Below are 21,681 nucleotides of genomic sequence, written 5' to 3' on the forward strand. Positions count from 1 at the left end.
GGTTTATCCGAGCTAGCCGCCGGTGAGTTGATCTGCGGGGCGCACGATTTCGGCCTGTGCTGATTCTCGACCGCCCGTGCGATGCAGCCAGTCTTTGGTCCGTAACCGCCAGGTCCGGCGCGCGTACTCCAGCTCGGTGTAGGGCCATTGGGTGACGATTCGGCCGGAGGGTGATCGGAAGTAGCTGTCGCACTGCGTCCAGATGGTGCGCTCCAGGTCCGCGGAAAGCGCGTCGTTGTATCGCTTTTCGGCCTCAGGCCGCACGTCGAGGTGTCCGCCATGGCGCGCCAGGCGGCTCACTGCGCTGGCGACCAGTCGCGCCCCAGCCTCGAGGATGTAGACGATGGAGTTGCCGCCCTGGTTGGTGTTGGGGCCATAGAGCATGAAGAAATTGGGGAAGCCGCTGACCGCGACCCCCAGGTAGGCGGACGGGTCGTCGCCCCAGTGCTCGTGCAGTCGGCGCCCACCGTCGCCGACGACTTCGATTCCGGACAGGTAGCGAGACGTCTCGAAACCGGTGGCCAGCACGATCACATCGACATCGACCTGTGCGCCCGAGGCGGTGGTCACCGACGTCTTGCCGATGCGAGCGATCGGGTCGGTGACCAACTCGACGTTGTCGCGCTGCAACGCCCGGTAATAGTCGTCACCCAGCAGCACCCGCTTACAACGGAACGGATAGTCCGGCGTCAGCGCCTGGCGCAACGGCTCGTCGTCGACGGTGCGGGCCAGAAACGACGTCGCGATCTGGGTGCGTGCCGTCACCACCGGGTCGTCGGCGAAGGTCGCGGTGTTGTCGTGCTGGAACTTCCAGATCTGCCAGCGGGTTTGGCGCAGCGCGAGGGGGCTGCGTTTGAAGCGGACCAGTTCGGTTGTGCTGTACGGGCGATCGTCCTTGGGCACCATCCAGGGCGGGGTGCGCTGGAAGACGGTGACGTGTCCGGCGGTCTTCGCCAATTCGGGCACCACCTGCACTCCGCTGGCGCCGGTACCGATCACCGCAACCCGGCGTCCGGTCACATCGAGGTCGTGGTCCCACTGCGCGGTGTGCAGCAGCGCGCCGGTGAAGTCGGTCAGGCCGTCGATATCGGGCAGCTTGGCCGACCCGAACAGCCCGGCCGCGCACACCACGACGTCAGCGGCCAGGGTGTCCGATTGCCCGTCACGCTCCAACTGACAATCCCACCCGCCGCTCCGCGAATTCCAGTGCAGCGAGCGCACGGTGGTGTCGAGCATGAGATGGCGACGCAGATCGAAATCGTCGGCGACGGACTCGAGGTAGGCCAGTATTTCGGGCTGCCGCGCGTAGGTCCGGCTCCAGGACGTGTTGGGGGCAAAGGAAAACGAGTAGAGGTGGCTCTGGATATCGCAGGCGGCGCCGGGATAGGTGTTGCGCCGCCAGGTACCGCCGACACCGTCGTCGCCTTCGATGATCACCAAGTCGTCGATGCCCGCGCGGCGTAACGCCACGGCCACACCCAGACCACCGAAGCCGGCACCGATGATCGCCACCTTCGGTCCGCGCCGACGCCGTGTCGCGGCTCGCATCCGCCCAATAGCGTAGAGCGATCGAGCTTTTCGGCTTGTCATGAGCGGTCCTGCGGGCGGCGGATCGACAGCCCTTCCAGGTCGGCGTCGGCGCGCCACTGCTGCAGGATGTCCGCGTATTCGGTTGGTGCGCCGAAGAAGAGGCTGCCCTGTCGGGTCTTGGCGTCGGCCTTCCCCTCGCGGTTGTAGTAACCGGGCGTACACGTCTTGGCGCGCTCGGCGCTCGCGACGGATCTGGCCACCACCGTGTCGACCCAGGCGGCTTCGGCGGCGGCCGTCGCTTCGATCTCGGTGATGCCTTCGGCGAGTGCCCTCGCGATGATCCAGGCGACGTGGCTTGCCTGCACGTCCAGCAGGTAGGGGAAGTTCACCGTCAGGCCGGCCTGCGCGATGCTTTCGATGAAGCAGTTCGGAAATCCGGTGGTGCACAAGCCTTGGAAGGTGCGCACGCCGTCACCCCAGTGTTCAGTTAGGGTCACGCCGTCACGGCCGATCAATTCGAATCCGCTGCGTCGGCAATAGTCGGTGCCCACCTCGAAGCCCGTCGCGAAGATCAGGCAGTCGAGTTCGTACGTCACGTCGTCGACCACCACACCGGATTCGGTGATGCGCTGCACGCCGCGGCCCTGGGTGTCCACCAGGGTGACGTTGCCGCGGTTGAACGTTTTCAGATACTCGTCGTGGAAGCAGGGCCTTTTGCAGAAGTATCCGTACCACGGTTTGAGTGCTTCGGCGGTAGCGGGATCGGTGACGATCGCGTCGACACGCGCCCGGATCTCCTCCATTTTGACGAAGTCGGCGAGTTCGATGTCGCGGCCACGTTGTTCGGGATCGACGGAGCCGTCTCCGTCATGGCGCATGACAGGAAGCTTGCGGGTGATACTCGTCCAGGCGTCGGCAACCAGATCCTGATCGGCTTGGCCTCCGGCAGTGAGGATCTGAAAATTCTGTATCCGCTCGCGTTGCCAACCCGGCTGTAATGTGCTGGCCCACTGCGGATCCGTTGCGGTATTGGCCCGCACATCCACCGAGGACGGGGTGCGCTGAAAGACGTAGAGCCGCTGGGCCGCGGCGGCGAGGTGCGGTACACACTGAATGGCCGTGGCGCCGGTTCCGATGATGCCGACGCGCTTGTCGGCCAGGTTCTGCAACCCCTCCCCGGTGTAGCCGTAGTCCCAGCGGCTGGTGTGGAACGCATGCCCGCGGAAGGCGCCGAGCCCGTCGATGCCCGGCAGCTTGGGCTTGGCTTGATAGCCGTTGGCCATGGAGACAAACGTGGCGCGCATTTCGTCGCCCCGGTCAGTACGGATGATCCAGCGTGACTCGCCGGAGTCCCAACGGATTTCGCGTACCTCGGTCCGCAAGCAGGCATCGCGGTAGAGGTCGTAGTGCTCGGCGATGCGCCGGCAGTGCGCAAAGATCTCGGGACCCTTGGCGTATTTTGCGGTTGGCGTGTAACCAAGCTCCTCGAGCAGCGGCATGTACACGTACGACTCGACGTCACAGGCGATTCCGGGGTAGCGGTTCCAGTACCAGGTGCCGCCGACGTCGGCCGCCCGATCGATCAGGCGCACGCTTTCGACGCCGTGCTGACGGAGCCGTGCACCGGTCAACAGTCCACCGAATCCGGCGCCGATGACGGCGACAACGACGTCGTCGGTGCGGGGTTCACGGGCAAGGTCACCGTTCACCCAGGGGTCTTCGGCGAATCGGGCGAACACGCCGGCCATCTCCACGTACTGGGCAATGCCGTCCGCACGCAGGCGGCGCGCGCGTTCTTCGGCGTACTTGCGTCGCAGCGCGTCGACGTCAAGCGCCTGGCCAACGGTTTCGGTCACGGCCTCGGGTTCCTCTCCGTGGCCTCGACCTTATAGTCAATCGCTGGATTGGGCCACGGAGTTGCCGAAGGGAACCTCATTATCCGCGGCCACCCGAGCCGTCAGTGATTCGCCCAACGTCCACAACGAGACGCCAAGCAATACCAGGTCTTTGAGCAGAAATTGGCCGGGCATCCCTGAGAGCACCGGAAGCCCGTGGGCGTGCGTGACGATCACCCCGGGCGTGGTGAACAGAAAACTCAGCGTACCCAAGAACAGCACCACCGCCAGTGCGCTGCCCGCGGCCGAGAGCCGCGACCACAGCGGCCGTAGCGCGATGAGAAGGGCGGCGATGATTTCCATCGATCCAAGGGCACGCGCGACGAACGTGAAGCTGAATACGTCGTAAACCCAGCTCATCAACGGGCTGTGCTGGATGAGCACACGGGATTCCATCTTCACGTACTTGCCAAATCCGATCCACGCCAGGACTACGACCAGGCCGTAGCGGCTGAAGAATTGGCCCCACCGGGCCAGCGGCGGCCCCGCATAAATGGCTAGAGCGTCGATCATCGGGCGATGTCCTTTCCGGGCTGAAGCGCGGGCATCCACCCAACCCACGGTTCAGAGTGCGATAGCGTTCACTTCCGCAATCGCTCGAGTCCGGCGACGATGAGCCGCAACCCGAACGCGAACTCGTCCGCCAACGGGACCGGCAGGTCGTCGGCGACAGCGAGCGTCGCGGGAAAGCGCGACGGGTCGAGTCGGTGAAATGCGGCCGCAAGTTGCGCGTCGTGTTGACCGCCTTCTGCCGTTGCTCCGGAGAGTTGTATCGCAAAGCCCAAAACGTAACGGGCCAGCGTCGCGTACGCGTGGGCCGCGATCTCTGGGCCGAAGCCGTTGTCGAGGAGGACGGCCAGGCACCGCTCGCGATTGGCCAATGCATTCGGCCCCATCGGGGTGTACTCGATCAACAGCGGCGCGACGTTGCCGTGCCGGCTCAACGCGTCGAACATGTGCTGCGCGAACAAGGTACACGCTTGTTGCCACGGCAGCGCTGCAAGCTGTTGCGCGTCGAGGTCGACCTCTCCGAGGATTTCGTCGATCACCAGGGAGACCAGTTCGGATCGATTGGAGAAGTGGCGATACAGCGTGGCAGTGCCGGATTCCAGCCGCTGCGCCAACGAGCGCATCGACAGCGCGTCGGGCCCCTGTTCATCGAGGAGTTCGACGGCGGCGCCCAGGATGCGCTCGATCGGCAGGGCCGGGCGGCCACGGGTCCGGCGCTGCTGCGGCCGGCCGGTGTCATTCACCTCACTCAATGCCTTCTCCTGACGCGCTTGACACCCCGCCCTATTACGGAGACACTGTATCCATAAATATCCGGAAGATCAACTACCATGACAGCGAGGAACATTCGCCATGCTTCTCCCCCTGGCGGCCGAACCCTTCACCGCGCCTACCGACCGCGACATGCTTCCCTCCGAACGACGCGAGTTCGTCCGCACACATCGCACCTGCGTGTTCGGTTACCGTCGCCGCAACGACGGCCCGGCCATGTCGATCGTGTACTACATCCCCACCGACGCCGGCGAATTGCTCGTCTCCACCATGGCCGGGCGCGGCAAGGCTCGCATCGTCCAACGTGACGGCAAGGTGAGCCTGTGCGTGCTCGACGAGCGGTGGCCGTTCAGCTATCTGCAGGTCTACGCCGATGCCACCATCGACCAAGACCCGGACCTGGCGGTCGACGTGATGATGGCCGTCGGCGGCCGGATGTCCGGCCAACCGCTCGGCGACGAGGCCCGGCCGCACATCCAAGCGATGTGCGAACGCGAGAACCGCGTCGTCATCCGCTGCCGGCCCTATTCCACCTTTGCCACCCCGCCGCGCCATCTGCACCGCAACGACCAGGCCCAAGAACTCAGCCACTGGGTATCCGGCGTAATGCCTTGGGACGCAGCAGATCCGATGGCGGGCTGATCACCCCGCGTAGCGGTCGCGCAGCTTGGCCAGCGTCGCTTCGATGCCCTTCCCATTCGCCTTTGCGAAGCCCATCCGCTCGTAGTACTTCACTTTGTTCTTGAGTTCGCCGGCGTCGCGGTAGTCGAACGTCTCCGTCACTTGGGTCAGGGTCGGAGATAGCTGCTCGAATTCCCATCGCCAGCGGTGGCCCAGCGGGTGCTGCCATTCGACCACTTCGTTGGGCTTCAACGCGGTGACCGTGCTGGTGATGCGGTACGGCAAGCCGAACATCTTCATGTGCGTCGAGAATTTCGAGCCCTCAAGGAGTTGCGCGGGCATGGTGATGTTGTCGCGCACCGTGCCGGACCCATCCAGTTCGTGATGCCGCCGCGGATCGGCGACTATGGCATACAGTTCCGCGGCCGGGGCGGCCACTTCAACCCGGCGGCTCACCTGGCGGGGCCCACGGTCGACAACGGTGACAGTCATGATCTCTCCTTTCCGCTACCCGGCAGCGTAATCCGGTCTAGGTCTGCGGATCCGGAATGTTCGGATCCCACACCGGCGACGGTACGAACCGCGCCGGCCAGAAGCCCGATTTGGTGAGCCGGGCGACCTCTTCACGCAACACGATGCCGATCTTCGTCGCGAATTCGCGGGGCACCTCCAGCGCTGAGCTGGCGGCCACGCCTAGATGGTGGTGGATCTCGGGTTCGTACACCGTGGTGTGACGCAGTCGTCCCGCCTCGACCTCGGGTGCACATGCGGCCGGCGGCATCACCGCGTATCCGAGCCCCGCTTCGACAAGTTGCTTGGATGCCTCGAGGGAGTCGGTTGAAAAGCGGGTGACGATGGCGACCCTGAGGCGCAAAGCGGTGTTCTCCAACGTGTTTCGGATACCGGTCGGTGCGCTGGGCATGATCAGCGGTAACTCGGCCAACTCCACGAACCGGATCGGCCGGTCCGGCGACAGGTCGCACGCACGACCTCCGACGACAACGAGGTCCTCGACCAACAGGGGGCGGTAGAACAACCGGTCGTCCGGTACGGGATTGATGACCGCGAGGTCGATCGCGCCGTTGAGCATGCGTTGCACCAACTCGTCGGTGTCGGCGACGGCGACGTGAAAATGCACGTTGGGAAACGCGGCGCTCAGGCTGGCCAACAGCGGCGCCGCGAGCACGCCTGCGGTGCTGGGCAGCATCCCGAACAGCAGGCCACGTTCGATGCGCGCCAACGGCGATCCGGCGTACTGCACCGCAAGCTCGAGTTGACGCAACGGCGCGGCCGTCGAGGAGCGCAACCGCTCGCCCTCCTCGGTGAGTTGCACGCCGCGGCGGGTGCGGTGGAACAGCGTGATGCCCAGGTCGTCTTCGAGCAGGCGCACCTGGCGGCTCAGTGCCGGTTGTGCGATCCCGAGCGCGGTGGCCGCCCGCGTGATCGAGCCTTCTTCGGCAATCCGCAGGAAATACTTCAGCCGGTGGGTGTCCATTGCTCCCACAACTACCAGCCATACAAATTCGGCATGACTGTTTTCCCGAATTGGTATTACCTGCTGGCCCCGATGCCGCCATATCGTCAGCCAGGTGGCGGTGGCGATGCCGTCCCGGTCTGGCACGAAGGGGTGACGATGACGGTTCAAGACGAGCGGGACTGGGCGCAACTGCTCGGATTGGATCGCTTGCCCGAGCACATCATCGGCAAGCGGGTGACCGAGCTGATGAACCTGTCCGGCAAGAAGGCCTTCGTCACCGGGGCCGGCGGCGACGGCCTGGGGCAGGCGATCGCCAACCGGCTGGCCGGCTGCGGCGCGGAGGTGGCGCTCATCGGCCGGACCCTCGAGAAGGTGCAACGCCGCGCGAAAGAAGTCGAGCAGCGCTGGGGAGTACGCGCCATTCCCGTCAAAGCCGACATGTCCGACTGGGACCAGGTGCACGACGCGGTCGCGCACGCGCACGGCGAACTCGGTGGGCTCGACATCATGGTGAACAACCCGGTGATGGTCGCCGCGGGCCCGTTCGAGCTGCAGACGAAGGAAGAAATCGACTACACCGTGCTGGGCAGCCTGACGATGATGATGTACGGCGCGCACGCCGCACTGCAGCACATGCTTGCCCAGGGCTCCGGCAAGATCATCAACATCGGATCGGTCGGCGGCCGCATTCAGCAGCGCGGCCTGGTGGTCTACAACGCGTGCAAGGCCGGAGTCATCGGCTTCACCCGAAACCTCGCCCACGAGGTCGCACCGCGCGGTGTCAACGTGCTGGGCGTGGCACCGGGCATCATGATCAAACCGGAGATGCGCCAGTACCTGCTCGATCCCCAGGACGACAGGCAGCGCGCCGGCCGCGGCGCCATCCAGGAAGCGATCACCCACCAGGTCCAGCTCGGGCGCGCGTCGTTGCCCGAGGAGGCCGCCAACATGGTCGCCTTCCTGGCCTCCGAGGCGGCCGACTACATGTGCGGGCAGACCATTGACGTCGCCGGCGGCCAGTGGATGGGTTGACCACTGCCCCAGCAACTTTCATCAGGGAGATGCCGTGCTGACCACTGATGGCGTGATGGGTGAGGCCACCACGCAGACCGGCCTGACCGACTTCGGCGACGCCTCTTTCACCGAGGGCCTGGATGTTCTGCTGGCCGCATTGCGTGACGAGGCGCACCTGAACGAGCCCGGCGAAGCCTTTCTGCATCAACGAATCGTGGGGTATCTCGCGCACCGACTCCAGGTCGAGGATTGGTTTCAACGACACCCGGAAATCGCCGATGTGCCCATCCGGGCACCATTGGTGGGCCTGGGCTTGCCCCGGACCGGATCCACCGCGCTGTCGATGCTGCTGGCGCAGGATCCCGATGTGCGATACCTGCGGCGATGGGAGTCTTCACAACCCTGTCCGCCACCCTCGACGGTGCGCGGCGTAGACCCGCGGGTGCCGCCCGACAGGGGTGAGATGGTCGGCACGCGCTATCACGTCCCAGCCGACACTCATGGCCCGATGGAGTGCCACGAGCTGATGGCGCTCGATTTCAAATCGCACATTTTTCAGTCATTCGCCGAAATACCCTCATACTCAGCGTGGTTGGTGCAGCACGCAGACCTCACCTCCACCTTCCGATATCAGCGTCGGGTGATGCAGCTACTGCAGTGGGGTGAGCCGGTGCGGCCGTGGCGGCTCAAATGCCCGTCACACGTCTTGTGGCTCGACGCCCTGAACGCGGTGTTCCCCGACGCGCGCTTCGTGATGACCCATCGCGATCCCACCGACGTGCTGTTGTCGGTGGCCGATCTGTATGCCGACATCATCGGATCGTTCAACAGCGAAATCGACCGCCGGTACATCGGTAGGCTCAACGTCGAACACTGGTCGCTGGGGATGCAGCGGGCGCTGCGCTTCCGTGCCGATGGTGCAGAAGATCGGTTCTACGACATCGACTTTCGCGCCATGCAGGCCGACCCGATCGGCGAGGTCGTCGGCTTGTACACCTGGCTGGGCGCCCCGGTGGGTGCGGAGTTCGAGGCGCGGATGCAAAGTTGGTGGGAGCATGCCGCCGCGGAGCGCGAGCCGAGTACACACGCCGACCCGGTGGAATTCGGCATCGACCTCGACGAGGTGCGGCCCCGGTTCGCACGTTATGTGGACAGCGCCCGGCGGTGGACGGCGCACAGAAGCTAAGGAGTGACCAGAGCAATGGCTGTTGACCTCACCGGCGGCATCGACGCATCCCGCGAGTACGTGCTGGCGCAACGCCCCGAAGATCCGGAGATGCGTGACTCGGTGAGCTTCTGGGTTGTCGATGACCGTGGCGCGATCGGGTTGCCGCGCATCGGAATCGAGGCGGTGGGCGCCAATTGGGATTCCCACGACATTCAGGTCAATGCCGCCTTTCCTGACGGTCGCGTCTACCGACTGCGCGCCAACGGGCCGTCGCTGCCCACCCGCGGTGCCGGCGGGCGGCCCACCGTGCTCGGTGCCGGCGGCCTGGCGTTTGAGTGCATCGAGCCGTTCGACACCTGGACCATGTCCTATGCCGGACCGGCTGTAGAGACCTCGTCCACCGATTTGGTCGAGGGCAAGAAAGACGGCCCGACGGTCGACATCAGCTTCCACGTCGAAGCGAAGATGGCGGTACCCCCGTGGATTCAGGGCGCATTGCAGCGCGATGCCGACACCCAGCTCAAAACCACCTCCGTCGGCGCCATCATGGGCGGCCCGCGTTACGAGCAATTGTTCACCGCCGCCGGCGAATTCCGGGTAGCCGACCAGCGGCACACGTTCACCGGCAGCGGGTTGCGCATTCGTCGCACCGGCGTCCGCAGGCTCGCCGGCTTCTGGGGGCACTGCTGGCAGTCGGCCGTGTTCGGCAGTGGCCGCGCGTTCGGCTATATCGCCTATCCACCGCGCTCCGATGGCCAGCCCACCTTCAACGAGGGATTCATCTTCACCGGTGACGGCGGCCTGGTCCCGGCCCGGGCGGTGCATGCGCCGTGGCTGACACGGCTGCGCGCGCTGGGCGAACAGGTGCCGCTGGTGCTGGAGGCCGCCGACGGCCGCGTCGAAATCGACGGCGTAACAGTCTTTTCCACTCACGACATCAATCACAACGACGACATGTACTCCATGAACGCCCTCAAACAGGAGATGGCCCAGTTCCCCGCCGTGCAGCAAGCCGGCGTGCGCTATACCTGGGACGGCGAAGTGGCCTACGGCATGCTGGAACGCTCCAACCCGCTCGACAAGATCGCGCGCGACTGAAAGGAACCCCCACCACTTATGAGCCAGCCACTTTCGGGAAAGGTCGCGTTGATCACCGGCGCCGCGCGTGGGCAGGGCCGCGCGCACGCGGTACGCCTGGCCGCCGAGGGCGCCGACATCATTGCGGTTGACATCGCCGGGCCGCTGCCGCCCAGCGTTCCGTACGACTCGCCGACGCCCGACGACCTGGCCGAGACCGCGCGACTGGTGAATGCCAACGGCCGCAAGGTCATCGCCGCCGAGGCCGACATCCGCGATCTCGACGCACTGGCCGCCGCCGTCGACAAGGCGGTGGGCGAACTGGGCCGGCTCGACGTCATCGTCGCCAACGCCGGGATCTGCAGTCCCGCGCCGTGGAACCAGATCACCGCGCAGGCGTTCCGGGACACCATAGACACCAACGTCATCGGCACCTGGAACACCGTGATGGCCGGCGTGCAACAAATCATCGACGGTGATCGCGGCGGCTCGATCATCCTGATCGGGTCGGCCGCCGGTATCAAAATGCAGTCGTTCATGATCCACTACACCGCAAGCAAACACGCCGTCGTCGGGATGGCCCGCGCATTCGCCGCCGAACTCGGCCGCTACAACATCCGCGTCAACAGCCTCAACCCCGGAGCGGTCGCCACCCCGATGGGCACCGGCCGGATGCGCGACGCGCTCCAAGCGGCCGCCGACGACTACCCGCACCTGCGGGGCATGCACAAACCACTGCTGCCCGAAGGTATCGCGCAGCCCGAAGACATCGCCGACGCGGTGGCATGGCTGGCCTCGGACCAATCCAGATTGGTTACCGCAACCCAGGTTTCGGTCGACATCGGAGTGGGCTACGTCTGATGCGCGGCCTGACCGACAAGACATTCCTGGTCGCCGGAGGCGCTACCGGAATCGGTGCGGCCACCGCCAAACGCCTTGCCGCCGAAGGCGCTTCGGTGGCCATCGGGGACAACAACATCGCCGGCGCCACCGCCACGGCCGAACAGATCGCGGCGTCCGGCGGCCGGGCCATCGCGATCGAATTCGACCTTGCCGACGAACGGTCCGTGCAACGCCTCGTCCAGACCACCATCACCGAGTTCGGCGCCCTGCATGGTCTGCACAATGTGGGCGCCGATCTCTCCGAGGACAACCTGGGACGCGACAGCACAATCCTCGATACCGGGATGGACGTCTGGCATCGCACCCTTGACGTCAACTTGCTGGGATACGTCCGCACCATCCGCGCGGTCCTGCCCCATCTGCTCGACCACGGTGGGGGCAGCATCGTGAACACCTCCTCGGGCGCCGCCCTGGGCAGCGACCCGGCACACGTCGCCTATGGCGCCTCGAAGGCCGCGGTGAACCACCTGACCCGGCACGTGGCGGTCAATTGGGGCAAGCACAACATCCGCAGCAACGGCGTCATGCCCGGCTTGGTGATGGGCGAGACCCAGGAACGGCAAAACGACCTCGCCCTCCAGCAGGCCTTCCTGACCTTCGGCAAGACGACGCGGCTGGGTAAACCGGACGATTTGGCCGCGATCAGCACGTTCCTGCTGTCCGACGAGGCCGAGTGGATCACCGGTCAGGTCTGGTACATCGGCGGCGGATCGCACCTGCGGCAATAGCCCGCTACACCTAGCAGGCAGAATGGTCTGGTCAAGACCTGCCGGGGGATCGAGAAGGAGCGGCATGCCCACCAGCGAATATCGGGTGAGCGGAATGAGCTGCGGGCATTGCGAGGCCGCAGTCCACAGCGAAGTGGTCCAGATCCCGGGCGTCGACGGCGTGACGGTCAACGCCGCCACCGGCACGCTCGTCGTCACGAGTGCGCAGCCCATCGACACGGACGCCGTCCTTGGCGCGGTCGACGAGGCCGGCTATGAGGCCGTCCTGGTCGCATGAGCACGCCCCCAAGGCATCTCAACGAGGGCATTCTTCCGGATAACACCGCCTCAGCCGCGCCGCCTCAGATCGAGCTGGAGATCACCGGGATGACCTGCGCCTCCTGCGCCGCCCGGATCGAGAAGAAACTCAACAAACTCGACGGCGTCGAGGCGACCGTCAACTACGCCACCGAAAAGGCTGCCGTAACGGTCCCCGCCGGTTACGACACGCGGATTCTCATCGCCGAGATCGAAAAGGCCGGCTACGCAGCCGCCACCCCACAACGCTCGCCGGAACGCAACCCGGACGAGGCGACTCCGGTGGCGACGGCACCCAGCGACCCCGAGTTGACGTCGCTGCGGTGGCGACTGATCGCCGCGATCATGCTGGCCGGACCGGTCATCGCCATGCCGATGCTGCCCGCCCTGCAATTCGAGCACTGGCACTGGGTGTCGCTGGCCCTGACCGCGCCGGTCGTCGTGTGGTGCGGGCACCCCTTTCACGCGGCCGCCTGGGCCAACCTCAAACACGGCGTCGCCACTATGGACACCCTGGTGTCGATCGGCACTCTGGCGGCATTCCTGTGGTCCCTCTACGCGGTGTTTCTCGGCTCGGCCAGCCAACCGGGCATGCAGCACGATTTCGAGCTGACCGTCGGGCGCGACGGCGCCCCTTGTCACGTCTACTTCGAGGTCGCCGCGGGCGTCACGCTGTTCGTCCTCGCCGGCCGGTATTTCGAGAAACGGTCTAAGCGGACGGCCGGTGCCGCACTGCGCACGCTGCTCACATTGGGCGCCAAGGACGTCGCTGTGCTACGTGACGGGATCGAGACCCGCATCCCGATTGAACAGCTTGCGGTCGGTGACGAGTTCGTCGTGCGTCCCGGGGAACGGATCGCCACCGACGGGGTCATTGTCGCGGGGTCCTCGGCCGTGGACGCCGCCATGTTGACCGGCGAGTCCGTCCCGGTGGAGGTCGGCAAGGGTGACGCTGTCATCGGCGCCACCGTCAACGCCGGCGGTCGGCTCGTGGTGCGTGCCACCGGCGTCGGCGACGACACCCGGCTCGCGCAGATCGCCAGGCTGGTCGAGCGGGCCCAATCCGGCAAGGCCCGCGCCCAGCGTCTCGCCGACCGCGTCTCGACGGTGTTCGTCCCCGTCGTAATGGCCCTCGCGGCGGCGACCCTGGCCGGCTGGCTCGCGGCGGATTTCTCGCTCACCACCGCCCTGACGGCGTCCGTCGCGGTCCTCATCGTCGCCTGCCCGTGCGCGCTGGGACTCGCGACCCCGACCGCGCTGCTGGTCGGTACCGGACGCGCCGCCCAGCTCGGCGTGCTCATCAACGGGCCTGAAGTCCTGGAGTCCACTCGCAGCGTCGACACGATCGTGCTCGACAAGACCGGCACCGTCACCACCGGCGAGATGACGCTGGTCGACGTGATCGCCGCGGCCGAGACGGACCGCAGCACGCTGTTGCGTTACGCCGGGGGCCTGGAAGACGCCTCCGAGCATCCCATCGCACAAGCGATCGCCCGAGGCGCCCGGGCGCAGCTCGGTGCGCTCCCCACCCCCGCCGGCTTCACCGGGGTCAACGGGAGGGGCGCGTACGGCGCGGTCGACGGTCGAGCCGTCGTCGTCGGGCGCGAGAGCCTGCTGACCGAACACGGCCTGCGCCTCGACGCCATGCTGTCGGCCGCCAGGGCCCGCGCCGAGGGCGAGGGTAAGACCGCTGTCACCGTCGGCTGGGACGGCCTGGCCCGGGGCGTCCTGGTGGTTGCCGACACCGTCAAGCCGTCCAGCGCCGAGGCGGTCCGGCGGTTCACCCAACTGGGCCTCACGCCGGTGCTGCTCACCGGCGACAACACCAAGGTCGCCGCCCGCATCGCCGGCGAACTCGGCATCACGCAGGTCATCGCCGAGGCGACGCCCGCCGAGAAGGTCGCCGCCGTCAAACGTCTGCAATCCGAGGGCAAGGTGGTCGCCATGGTCGGCGATGGCGTCAATGACGCCGCTGCGCTGGCCGCCGCCGATCTGGGCCTGGCCATGGGCACTGGCACCGACGTCGCGATTCAGGCTGCCGACCTCACCGTGATGCGCGGTGACCTGCGCGCCGCCGTCGACGCGGTCCGGCTCTCGCGGCGAACGCTGGCGACCATCAAGACCAACTTGCTGTGGGCGTTCGGATACAACCTCGCCGCGATACCTCTCGCCGCGCTCGGCATGCTCAACCCGATGTTCGCCGGCGCCGCGATGGCGCTGTCCAGCGTCCTGGTCGTGGGGAACAGCCTGCGGCTGCGCTCGTTCACCAGCGTCATCGACGACGCGTGAGCCAACCGGTCCGGACCGCGCGGATCTGGTCGGTCTACACGCACGAACGGTCGGCTGGTGGCGCGCATTGGTATGGGATAGTTGGTCCGGCCGCGGCCTTCGGTGACCCCCGACCGGCCGATTGACAGTCACCCCCACCCTCGTTCAGCGATCGATCTAGCAAAGGTCACGACCGTTGGAGCAGTTCTTCGGACAGCTGTCCTTGCTGCATGGCTGGTTTCCGCCGGCCGTGCAGGGTTTGGCGCTGCTCGTGCTGGTCGTAGCGATCCAATGGCGTGCGCGAAGCTGGCTGAAGCGAGTGCTGCCGGTGGCGTTGATCGCGGCAATCGCGGTGACCTTGCTGTCGCGTTGGTACATCACGTCGCTCGGCGTAGCCGGAGACCCGGCACCGACGGCACTGTGGCTGTGGATCGCGATGAGCGGGCTGGCCGCCGCGGTCTTCCTGGTCGGCTGGCGAGGCACCCGCTGGTGGCGCCGCGGGGTGGCGGTGCTGTCCATACCGTTGTGCGTCCTGTGTGCGGGCATGGCGCTGAACGGCTGGGTCGGCTACTTCCCCACCGCACTTGCCGCGTGGAATCAGCTGACGTCGGTGCCGTTGCCCGACCAGATCGACCGGCTGCGGGTCACCGAAATGCAGGTCGCCGGAACCAAGCCGACCAAGGGCGTGGTGGTGCCGGTGGATATCGACGACAACGGCTCCCACTTTCAGCACCGCCGCGAACTGGTCTATCTGCCGCCCGCGTGGTTCAACACCAACCCACCACCTCGGCTGCCAGCGGTCATGATGATCAGCTCAGCCTTCAACACCCCGGCTGACTGGCTGGGCCCCGGTGGCGCCTTCACCGCCATCGACAACTTCGCCGCCGCGCATCACGGGTTCTCCCCGGTGCTGGTGTTCGTCGATCCCACCGGCTCGTTCGACAATGACACCGAGTGCGTCAACGGCCCCCGCGGCAACGCCGCCGATCACCTGACCAAGGACATAAAGCCGTTCGTGGTGTCGAACTTCGGCGTCAGCGCTGATCGGGCCAACTGGGGTGTGGCCGGATGGTCGATGGGCGGTACCTGCGCCGTGGACTTGGCCGTCATGCACCCCGAGCTGTTCAGCGCGTTCGTGGACATCGCGGGTGACCGCGGGCCCAACGGCGGCTCGAAAGATCAAACCGTTGCCCGGTTGTTCGGCGGCAATCATGACGCGTGGGCGGCCTTCGACCCGGTCACGGTCATGACGAAGCACGGTCACTACGACGGCCTCTCGGGATGGTTCGACGTGCCCGGATCGGAGGGGGCCCGCAACGTCGCTCAGGAAGGCAATCCGGCCCTCGTCGCGTCCAGCGGCGACCCTGACGCCAACCCCGAAGGCCAGGACGTCGCGGCGAACTCGCTGTGTGCGGTCGGCACCGCCAACGGCATCACTTGCGCGGTGGTCACTCAGCCGGGCAAACACGACTGGCCGTTCGCCGCCCAGGCGTTTGCCACCGCATTGCCGTGGCTGGCTTCAACGCTGGGCACACCCAACGCCGAACCCGTGCAGCTGCCGCTACCAGGCGCCGGGGTACCGCGTTGATTCCGGCTGGTCGGCTCGCGTTCACCGGTGAACACCGGGTCGGCGATAATTCACAGCTGACCCACCCGTAACAGAGCCGAGGGATTGGCGCCGCAAATGGTACGGTTCGCTGCTGTGGCTCCGATGTTGTACACCGAGGGCGGTTCCTGCGGGGACGCGCTTGGTGCGCCATGCGCCACGATCTATTTGCGAATAAGCGGGTCGAATTCGCATTTCCGCACGGCGTCTCACCATTTGCTCGACGCGGTCCCGCATCAACGATGAACCGTCGTCAGTTCCTCGGATCGCTGGCGGCGTCAGTCGTCGCCGGCGTAGGCGCTGCCCGGCTCATCGTCGACCCGCAACCGCGCACCTTCGCCCAGACGCCGACAGCCGGCATACCGACTTCAGGGCCCACCGCCCCGCAGGCACTGTTGCCGCCACCACCACCCGGTGCCCGCATACCACTGCCGGGCGGGGGCGCACTGATGAAGATCCCCGGCGAAGGAGATCTGCTGGCGCTGACAGTCGATGACGGTGTCAACAGCGAAGTGGTGCGCGCCTACACCCAATTCGCCAAGGACACCGGCGTGCGGCTGACCTATTTCGTCAATGGCATCTACGACTCGTGGACCGAGAACGTCGACCTGCTCCGACCGCTGGTCGACAGCGGGCAAATCCAGCTCGGCAACCACACCTGGTCGCACCCGGACATGACCAAACTGACAAAAGAGCAAGCCGCCGAACAGCTCTCCCGCAACGACGAGTTTCTGAAAAAGACCTATGGCATTGGCGCCAAACCCTATTGGCGGCCGCCGTACGGAAAGCGCAACGCCACTGTGGATGCCGTCGCCGGCGACCTCGGTTACAAGGTCCCCACCCTATGGTCGGGCTCGTTGTCGGATTCGACCTTGATCACCGAGGAGTACATTCTGCAGATGGCCGATCAATACTTCACCCCACAGGCCATCGTGATCGGGCATCTCAATCATCTGCCGGTGACGCACGTCTACCCGCAACTGGTCGACATCATTCGAGATCGGAACCTTCGCTCCGTCACGCTCAACGACGTATTCCTCAAGACACCGTAACTGCGGCTCGTCCACTTTCTGTCCGTCCTCGTCGCCAAAGCGGCTGCGTTACAACGTTTGACGTACCTCCCTGTGGGCTGCGGCGTCGATTCGACACCGTCATTCTTCAGTCGAAAACTTCCGCGGCGAAACACCAATCTCTAAAAATTTAGAGATCCTCTTCCCTTAGCTCGCCCGTGATTGTTACCGTTCCGTAATGCATCGGGTCGGGGGCGTTTTCGCAGTACTACTGGTAATTGCTTCAACACTCGTCGGAGTCGGAAACGCGCGGGCCGATGGCGGGGACGAACCGCAGTATGCGGACTTCTACCTCCCGCCGGATCCACTGCCGCCGGGCCAGCCGGGCGATGTGATTCGTGCCGAGCCGTCGCGGCTGGTGCTGGAGCCCTCCGGTCAGCTGGGGGCGATCATGGCCACCGGCACCAGGATCATGTACCGCAGCACCGATACCCGGGGAAACCCAATCGCGGTCACCGGCACCTACTTTGAGCCCTACAACGAGTGGCCCGGCGGCGGACAGCGACCGTTGATCAGCTACGCACCCGGGACTCAGGGCCAGGGCAATCAGTGCGCCCCGTCGCGAATGTTCAACCAGGGCATCCACTATTCGGGTGGCTGGGACATCATGTTCAACTACGAGGAGCTGTTCGTCGCCACCATGGTGGCACGCGGTTTCGCCATCGTGATGACCGACTACCAGGGCCTGGGCACTCCGTCGATGCACACCTATGTCGGGCGGGTGGCGGAAGGGCAGGCCGTGCTCGATGCCGCCCGCGCTGCCCTGCGGCTGCCCGAGACATCGTTGGATCCGCATGGGCCAGTGGCTTTTTGGGGCTATTCGCAAGGCGGCGGCGCTTCCGCCTCGGCCGCCGAACTCGCCTCGCGGTATGCGCCCGACCTACACATCGTGGGCACCTACGCCGGGGCGCCGCCGGCCGACCTCAAGGAACTCTTTCCCTACGCCGACGGCAGCGTTCTGGTCGGGGTGGTCGGGTACGCGCTCAACAGCGTGATGGCCGCCTATCCGGAGTTCGCCGACACCATTCGGTCCAAGATGACGCCGCGCGGGCTGGCAATGCTGGAATCGGTGTCCCGCCAATGTGTGGGCCAGACCTTGCTCGACTTCATGTTTCGCCACCTGCAGCCCTATTTCACCGAAGACATCTACAAATTGGTCGACGAGGAGCCGTTCAACACGCTGTTCGACGCGCAGCGGATCGGTCGCTACAAACCCAATGCTCCGGTGATGATCGACAGCAATCGTTATGATCCGCTGGTGCCGTGGACCGCGGCCAATCAACTCGGCCGCGACTGGTGTGCCCAGGGCGCCGATGTGGAATTCCGCACCAACGAAGAGCCGCCCTTCCTCAACAAGCTCATCATCAACCACGCGCTGCCGATGCTGGTCGACGGGGAACCGGCCATGCAATGGATCGCCGCCCGCTTCAATGGGGAACCCACCGCACCGAACTGCGGTCAGTTCTAGACTGGACGCATCGCTGCACGTAGAAAGCACAACGCGCCCGAGCGGCGCCGCCAGCTCGCCGACGCTGCGATTGAGCTGTTGGGCCGCAACGGAATCCACGGCATCAGTCACCCAAAAGTCGACGGCCACGCCGGCGTCCCGTCCGGCACCACGTCGTTCTACTTTCGGACCCGCAAGGCGCTGGTGCACGCCATGGCGACCCGGCTGGCCGAACTCGACGTCGCCGACTTCTCGATGATGGCCGAACTCGCCGAGGACAACGAGTCCGAATTCACCGGCACCGCGGGTTTGGCCCGCATCGTCATGTACGTCAACAACGAACCGTGGCTGACCCGCGCCAAGGCGCGCTACGAACTTGCGCTGCTCGCCGGCCGGGACCCGGAACTGGCGGCCATCCTCGACGAGTCCGCGAACAGGCTTTACACGCTGGCCCGCAATGTCGTCACCCAATGGCATCCGGACGACAGCGCTGCGGATCCGGCTTTAATCGACGACCAGGCGATCGCCACCCTGGCGTTCATCAACGGCATCATGCTGACCTTCGTTGCGGGGCAACCGGCAGTCGACGATGCCGAGCACCTGGACCTGCTCATCCAAGGTGTCATCGCGGGCGTCGCGCGGGTCCGCGAGACCTGACCGAAGTTGGCCTGGTCCTGCGACTTTCGGCCAACGGCGACCGCTAGCGCCGATCACCGCACCTCGAACATCGCATCGATCAGCCGATGCAGGACCTCCCCGGTTTCGCGACGGGTCTGCTTCGGGTCGTCGGCGGTGGCGATGACCATGGCCGCCTCGTCAAGCGCGCCGATCAGCACGTGCGCCAACGGCCGCACCGGCTGCTCGGCCAACTGGCCGGCCCGGATCGCCTCGGTGAGCAGCTGCTCGGTCATACCCAGGCTGTATCGCTGTGCGACATCACGGAATTCGGCCCAGCCGAGCACGCTGGGCGCATCCAGCAGGATCAGCTGACGCACCTCGGGATCACCGGAGACGTCGAGCCACGCGTCGACGGCGGCCCGAACGGCCTCCGCCGGTGCGCTGGCGCCGGACTCGGCCACCACGACGGCCATCCGCGTCATCACGTCCTGCTCGACGGTCTCGACGACCTCGCGGAATAGCGCCGCCTTATCGGCGAATTGGTGATACATCGCGCCGCGGGTGACTCCGGCGGCCGCGGCGATCTCCGGTGTGCCCACTTCGGCGTAGCCCCGCAGCCCCCACAGCTTGCGGGCAGCAGAGATCAGCGCGTCACGCGTCGCCGCGGAGCGCTCTTCCTGGGTTCGTCTCTTGCTTTCCATACAACCTGTTGGTAACTTACGAACAGGCAGCCTGTTTGTAAGTGTATCTCTGAATGAGGAGTTTGCTATGTCGACGATCGACATTAGTGCCGGAACCATCCATTACGAAGCAACCGGACCCGAGAACGGCAGGCCCGTCGTCTTTGTGCACGGATACATGATGGGCGGGCAGCTATGGCGTCAGGTCAGTGAACGCCTTGCCACCCGCGGTCTGCGGTGCATCGCACCGACCTGGCCGCTGGGCGCGCATCCGGAGCCGCTGCGCCGCGGCGCCGACCGGACCATCACCGGCGTCGCCGGAATGGTCGCCGAGGTGCTCGACGCGCTGGACCTGCAGGACGTGGTGCTGGTCGGCAACGATACCGGCGGCGTCGTCACCCAGCTGGTGGCCGTGCACCACCGCGAGCGGCTGGGTGCGTTGGTGCTCACGAGTTGCGATGCGTTCGAACACTTTCCGCCACCGATCCTCAAGCCGGTGATCCTGGCGGCGAAGTCCAAGACGACGTTCCGGGCCGTGGCCCAGGCCATGCGGGTGCCGGCCGTGCGCAAGCGCGCCTTCGACGGCCTGGCGCATCGCAACATCGACGAGCTCACCGAGATCTGGGTGCGCCCGGGGCTCTCGGATCCGGCCGTCGCCGAAGACCTGCGTCAGTTCACGCTTTCGCTGCGCACCGAGGTGACGACGACGGTGGCGGCACGACTGTATGACTTCGACAAGCCGACGCTCATCGCGTGGTCGGCCGATGACGTTTTCTTCGAGCAGGAAGACGGGGCGCGGCTGGCCGCGACCATCCCCAACGCCCGTCTCGAAGTCATCGAGGGGGCACGGACCTTCTCCATGATCGATCAGCCCGACCGGCTCGCCGATCTGCTGTCGACGATCGCGGTGCGCACCTGACCATCGGGCTTCATGACGCCAAGGCGGTCCCGCGCCACGCTCGCGGTACCGTCGTGGCCATGTCAGACGCGACGTCTCCCCTGCTCGGCAAGCGAATCCTGGTCACCGGCGGCGCCACCGGCATCGGTGCGGCCGCCGTGGCAGTTCTCACGACGGCGGGTGCCCAGGTGGCCGCGACCTATCACCGGACCCCACCGCCGGACGGCCTGACGGCCGAGTGGCTGCAGTGCGACGTGCGCGATGCCGAGGCCGTCTCGGCGATGGTCCACGAGGCCGCGCATCGCCTCGGTGGACTCGACGTTCTGGTAAACGCTGCGGGCCTGTGGCAAGCCGGGATTCCCGGTTACATCGGCGCCGACGAGATCTCGTTCCTGTTGGACACCAACATCAAGGCGACCATCCTCACCAACCAGGCCGCCTACGCGGTGATGAAGGACCAAAACCCCAAGGGGGGCCGGATCATCAACTTCGGATCTTCCGAAGCCGTGATGGGAAGCCCGATCTCGGCCGTCTACGCCGCGACCAAGGGCGCGGTGCAGGCGTGGACGCGGTCGGCCGCCAAGGCCTGGGCCTCCGAGAACATCACCGTCAACGCCCTTGCGCCCGCGGTGCAGACGGCGGGCGCCGACCGCCTCCGCGAATTCCTCGGTCCGGACGCCGCGGCCATGATCGATCAGCAGATGCAAATGATGATCCCGCTCGGCGGCACACTGGGCGAGCCCGCCCGCGACGTCGGACCAATGCTGGTTTTTCTGGCCGGCCCAGGCTCGGGGTTCATCACCGGACAACTGCTGGCCGTGGACGGCGGCCTGATGATGGTGGGCGGATAGCCCTGCGCCGCATCAGCTTTGGTGGTTGTCTTTCGATGCGGACGGCCGGCTGCCACCATGGCGCCGGCTCAAGGAGCGGGCTGATCGCGATTGTGCGGCCTCGCGACGATATTCGCGTGCTCGATTCCGGAGCAGGATCAGCGACCTGTGCAACTCAAACAGCATGAAGCAATGATGGCCGCTGAAGGTAGCCGGAGCCGCTGTACACGCGGTCCTTGATAGGGAATCCTGAGAGAAATCAGCATGACAACT

21 protein-coding genes are annotated in these 21,681 nt (G+C 65.9%); 14 read left to right on the forward strand and 7 right to left on the reverse strand.

All coding sequences use genetic code 11. From position 1 onward, the window contains the following. Window positions 1–12: 12 nt before the first annotated feature. The 4 genes from A5625_RS16925 to A5625_RS16940 all read right to left on the reverse strand — a co-directional run bounded on the left by A5625_RS16925 (window position 13) and on the right by A5625_RS16940 (window position 4,621). Window positions 13–1,590: an NAD(P)/FAD-dependent oxidoreductase gene (locus A5625_RS16925; RefSeq protein ID WP_066996176.1), complete on the reverse strand. Its 1,578-nt coding sequence runs from the start codon at window positions 1,588–1,590 to the stop codon at window positions 13–15. Next, window positions 1,587–3,386 (reverse strand): NAD(P)/FAD-dependent oxidoreductase, encoded by a 1,800-nt coding sequence (locus A5625_RS16930; RefSeq protein WP_066996179.1) that lies wholly within the window; start codon window positions 3,384–3,386, stop codon window positions 1,587–1,589. The genes A5625_RS16925 and A5625_RS16930 overlap by 4 nt, the downstream gene beginning before the upstream one ends. Before the next feature lie 36 nt (window positions 3,387–3,422). Next, entirely contained in the window at window positions 3,423–3,938 is a 516-nt protein-coding gene (locus A5625_RS16935) for a DUF417 family protein (protein WP_066996182.1), read from the reverse strand. Between the two features lie 68 nt (window positions 3,939–4,006). Then, window positions 4,007–4,621 (reverse strand): TetR/AcrR family transcriptional regulator, encoded by a 615-nt coding sequence (locus A5625_RS16940; RefSeq protein ID WP_066996269.1) that lies wholly within the window; start codon window positions 4,619–4,621, stop codon window positions 4,007–4,009. 166 nt (window positions 4,622–4,787) lie between these two features. Here A5625_RS16940 and A5625_RS16945 point away from each other — a divergent pair, with 166 nt between their 5' ends. After that, window positions 4,788–5,348 carry a pyridoxamine 5'-phosphate oxidase family protein gene (locus A5625_RS16945; protein ID WP_066996184.1) on the forward strand — a complete coding sequence of 187 codons (561 nt, stop codon included), beginning with the start codon at window positions 4,788–4,790 and terminating at the stop codon, window positions 5,346–5,348. Here A5625_RS16945 and A5625_RS16950 read toward each other — a convergent pair whose 3' ends face one another. Both A5625_RS16950 and A5625_RS16955 read right to left on the reverse strand, forming a co-directional pair. After that, window positions 5,349–5,819, reverse strand: coding sequence for an SRPBCC family protein (locus A5625_RS16950; protein ID WP_066996186.1), 471 nt, complete (start codon window positions 5,817–5,819; stop codon window positions 5,349–5,351). 37 nt (window positions 5,820–5,856) lie between these two features. Beyond that, window positions 5,857–6,822, reverse strand: coding sequence for a LysR family transcriptional regulator (locus tag A5625_RS16955; RefSeq protein ID WP_066996187.1), 966 nt, complete (start codon window positions 6,820–6,822; stop codon window positions 5,857–5,859). A 138-nt stretch (window positions 6,823–6,960) separates the two neighbouring features. Between A5625_RS16955 and A5625_RS16960 the strand changes: the two genes are divergently transcribed. The 11 genes from A5625_RS16960 to A5625_RS17010 all read left to right on the forward strand — a co-directional run bounded on the left by A5625_RS16960 (window position 6,961) and on the right by A5625_RS17010 (window position 19,039). After that, window positions 6,961–7,836 (forward strand): SDR family NAD(P)-dependent oxidoreductase, encoded by an 876-nt coding sequence (locus A5625_RS16960; RefSeq protein ID WP_066996273.1) that lies wholly within the window; start codon window positions 6,961–6,963, stop codon window positions 7,834–7,836. A gap of 34 nt (window positions 7,837–7,870) precedes the next feature. Continuing rightward, complete coding sequence (locus tag A5625_RS16965) at window positions 7,871–9,004, forward strand: sulfotransferase (RefSeq protein WP_066996190.1); 1,134 nt, start codon at window positions 7,871–7,873, stop codon at window positions 9,002–9,004. A 15-nt stretch (window positions 9,005–9,019) separates the two neighbouring features. Then, window positions 9,020–10,084: a hypothetical protein gene (locus tag A5625_RS16970; RefSeq protein WP_066996193.1), complete on the forward strand. Its 1,065-nt coding sequence runs from the start codon at window positions 9,020–9,022 to the stop codon at window positions 10,082–10,084. A gap of 18 nt (window positions 10,085–10,102) precedes the next feature. Further along, window positions 10,103–10,924, forward strand: coding sequence for a mycofactocin-coupled SDR family oxidoreductase (locus A5625_RS16975; protein ID WP_066996196.1), 822 nt, complete (start codon window positions 10,103–10,105; stop codon window positions 10,922–10,924). After that, complete coding sequence (locus A5625_RS16980) at window positions 10,924–11,694, forward strand: SDR family NAD(P)-dependent oxidoreductase (RefSeq protein WP_066996199.1); 771 nt, start codon at window positions 10,924–10,926, stop codon at window positions 11,692–11,694. The genes A5625_RS16975 and A5625_RS16980 overlap by 1 nt, the downstream gene beginning before the upstream one ends. A gap of 64 nt (window positions 11,695–11,758) precedes the next feature. Next, on the forward strand, window positions 11,759–11,971 hold the full coding sequence (locus tag A5625_RS16985; RefSeq protein WP_066996203.1) for a heavy-metal-associated domain-containing protein: 213 nt from the start codon (window positions 11,759–11,761) through the stop codon (window positions 11,969–11,971). Continuing rightward, complete coding sequence (locus A5625_RS16990) at window positions 11,968–14,280, forward strand: cation-translocating P-type ATPase (protein WP_066996205.1); 2,313 nt, start codon at window positions 11,968–11,970, stop codon at window positions 14,278–14,280. The genes A5625_RS16985 and A5625_RS16990 overlap by 4 nt, the downstream gene beginning before the upstream one ends. Before the next feature lie 175 nt (window positions 14,281–14,455). Continuing rightward, window positions 14,456–15,847, forward strand: coding sequence for an alpha/beta hydrolase family protein (locus A5625_RS16995; protein ID WP_066996209.1), 1,392 nt, complete (start codon window positions 14,456–14,458; stop codon window positions 15,845–15,847). 260 nt (window positions 15,848–16,107) lie between these two features. Next, window positions 16,108–16,917 (forward strand): polysaccharide deacetylase family protein, encoded by an 810-nt coding sequence (locus A5625_RS17000; protein ID WP_066996211.1) that lies wholly within the window; start codon window positions 16,108–16,110, stop codon window positions 16,915–16,917. Window positions 16,918–17,113: 196 nt separating this feature from the next. Beyond that, window positions 17,114–18,403, forward strand: coding sequence for a lipase family protein (locus A5625_RS17005; protein ID WP_066996214.1), 1,290 nt, complete (start codon window positions 17,114–17,116; stop codon window positions 18,401–18,403). Window positions 18,404–18,478: 75 nt separating this feature from the next. Then, window positions 18,479–19,039 (forward strand): TetR/AcrR family transcriptional regulator, encoded by a 561-nt coding sequence (locus tag A5625_RS17010; protein ID WP_066996217.1) that lies wholly within the window; start codon window positions 18,479–18,481, stop codon window positions 19,037–19,039. Between the two features lie 53 nt (window positions 19,040–19,092). Here the strand turns inward: A5625_RS17010 and A5625_RS17015 are convergent, their stop codons facing one another. Beyond that, a complete protein-coding gene (locus tag A5625_RS17015) occupies window positions 19,093–19,701 on the reverse strand; it encodes a TetR/AcrR family transcriptional regulator (protein WP_066996219.1) in 609 nt (202 codons plus the stop codon). 67 nt (window positions 19,702–19,768) lie between these two features. Between A5625_RS17015 and A5625_RS17020 the strand changes: the two genes are divergently transcribed. Both A5625_RS17020 and A5625_RS17025 read left to right on the forward strand, forming a co-directional pair. Further along, window positions 19,769–20,599, forward strand: coding sequence for an alpha/beta fold hydrolase (locus A5625_RS17020; protein WP_066996222.1), 831 nt, complete (start codon window positions 19,769–19,771; stop codon window positions 20,597–20,599). A gap of 59 nt (window positions 20,600–20,658) precedes the next feature. Further along, complete coding sequence (locus A5625_RS17025) at window positions 20,659–21,429, forward strand: SDR family NAD(P)-dependent oxidoreductase (RefSeq protein WP_066996276.1); 771 nt, start codon at window positions 20,659–20,661, stop codon at window positions 21,427–21,429. Window positions 21,430–21,681: the final 252 nt, after the last annotated feature.

It is taken from the genome of Mycobacterium sp. 1465703.0 (assembly GCF_001672975.1).
Classification (GTDB): Bacteria; Actinomycetota; Actinomycetes; order Mycobacteriales; family Mycobacteriaceae; genus Mycobacterium.

Excerpts from the sequence above, each read along its gene's own strand:
- A5625_RS16925 (WP_066996176.1), bottom strand. The coding sequence starts at position 1,590 with ATGACAAGCCGAAAAGCTCGATCGCTCTACGCTATTGGGCGGATGCGA.
- A5625_RS16935 (WP_066996182.1), bottom strand. The coding sequence starts at position 3,938 with ATGATCGACGCTCTAGCCATTTATGCGGGGCCGCCGCTGGCCCGGTGG.
- A5625_RS16945 (WP_066996184.1), top strand. The coding sequence starts at position 4,788 with ATGCTTCTCCCCCTGGCGGCCGAACCCTTCACCGCGCCTACCGACCGC.
- A5625_RS16950 (WP_066996186.1), bottom strand. The coding sequence starts at position 5,819 with ATGACTGTCACCGTTGTCGACCGTGGGCCCCGCCAGGTGAGCCGCCGG.
- A5625_RS16955 (WP_066996187.1), bottom strand. The coding sequence starts at position 6,822 with ATGGACACCCACCGGCTGAAGTATTTCCTGCGGATTGCCGAAGAAGGC.
- A5625_RS16960 (WP_066996273.1), top strand. The coding sequence starts at position 6,961 with ATGACGGTTCAAGACGAGCGGGACTGGGCGCAACTGCTCGGATTGGAT.
- A5625_RS16970 (WP_066996193.1), top strand. The coding sequence starts at position 9,020 with ATGGCTGTTGACCTCACCGGCGGCATCGACGCATCCCGCGAGTACGTG.
- A5625_RS16975 (WP_066996196.1), top strand. The coding sequence starts at position 10,103 with ATGAGCCAGCCACTTTCGGGAAAGGTCGCGTTGATCACCGGCGCCGCG.
- A5625_RS16980 (WP_066996199.1), top strand. The coding sequence starts at position 10,924 with ATGCGCGGCCTGACCGACAAGACATTCCTGGTCGCCGGAGGCGCTACC.
- A5625_RS16985 (WP_066996203.1), top strand. The coding sequence starts at position 11,759 with ATGCCCACCAGCGAATATCGGGTGAGCGGAATGAGCTGCGGGCATTGC.
- A5625_RS16990 (WP_066996205.1), top strand. The coding sequence starts at position 11,968 with ATGAGCACGCCCCCAAGGCATCTCAACGAGGGCATTCTTCCGGATAAC.
- A5625_RS17000 (WP_066996211.1), top strand. The coding sequence starts at position 16,108 with ATGAACCGTCGTCAGTTCCTCGGATCGCTGGCGGCGTCAGTCGTCGCC.
- A5625_RS17005 (WP_066996214.1), top strand. The coding sequence starts at position 17,114 with ATGCATCGGGTCGGGGGCGTTTTCGCAGTACTACTGGTAATTGCTTCA.
- A5625_RS17015 (WP_066996219.1), bottom strand. The coding sequence starts at position 19,701 with ATGGAAAGCAAGAGACGAACCCAGGAAGAGCGCTCCGCGGCGACGCGT.
- A5625_RS17020 (WP_066996222.1), top strand. The coding sequence starts at position 19,769 with ATGTCGACGATCGACATTAGTGCCGGAACCATCCATTACGAAGCAACC.
- A5625_RS17025 (WP_066996276.1), top strand. The coding sequence starts at position 20,659 with ATGTCAGACGCGACGTCTCCCCTGCTCGGCAAGCGAATCCTGGTCACC.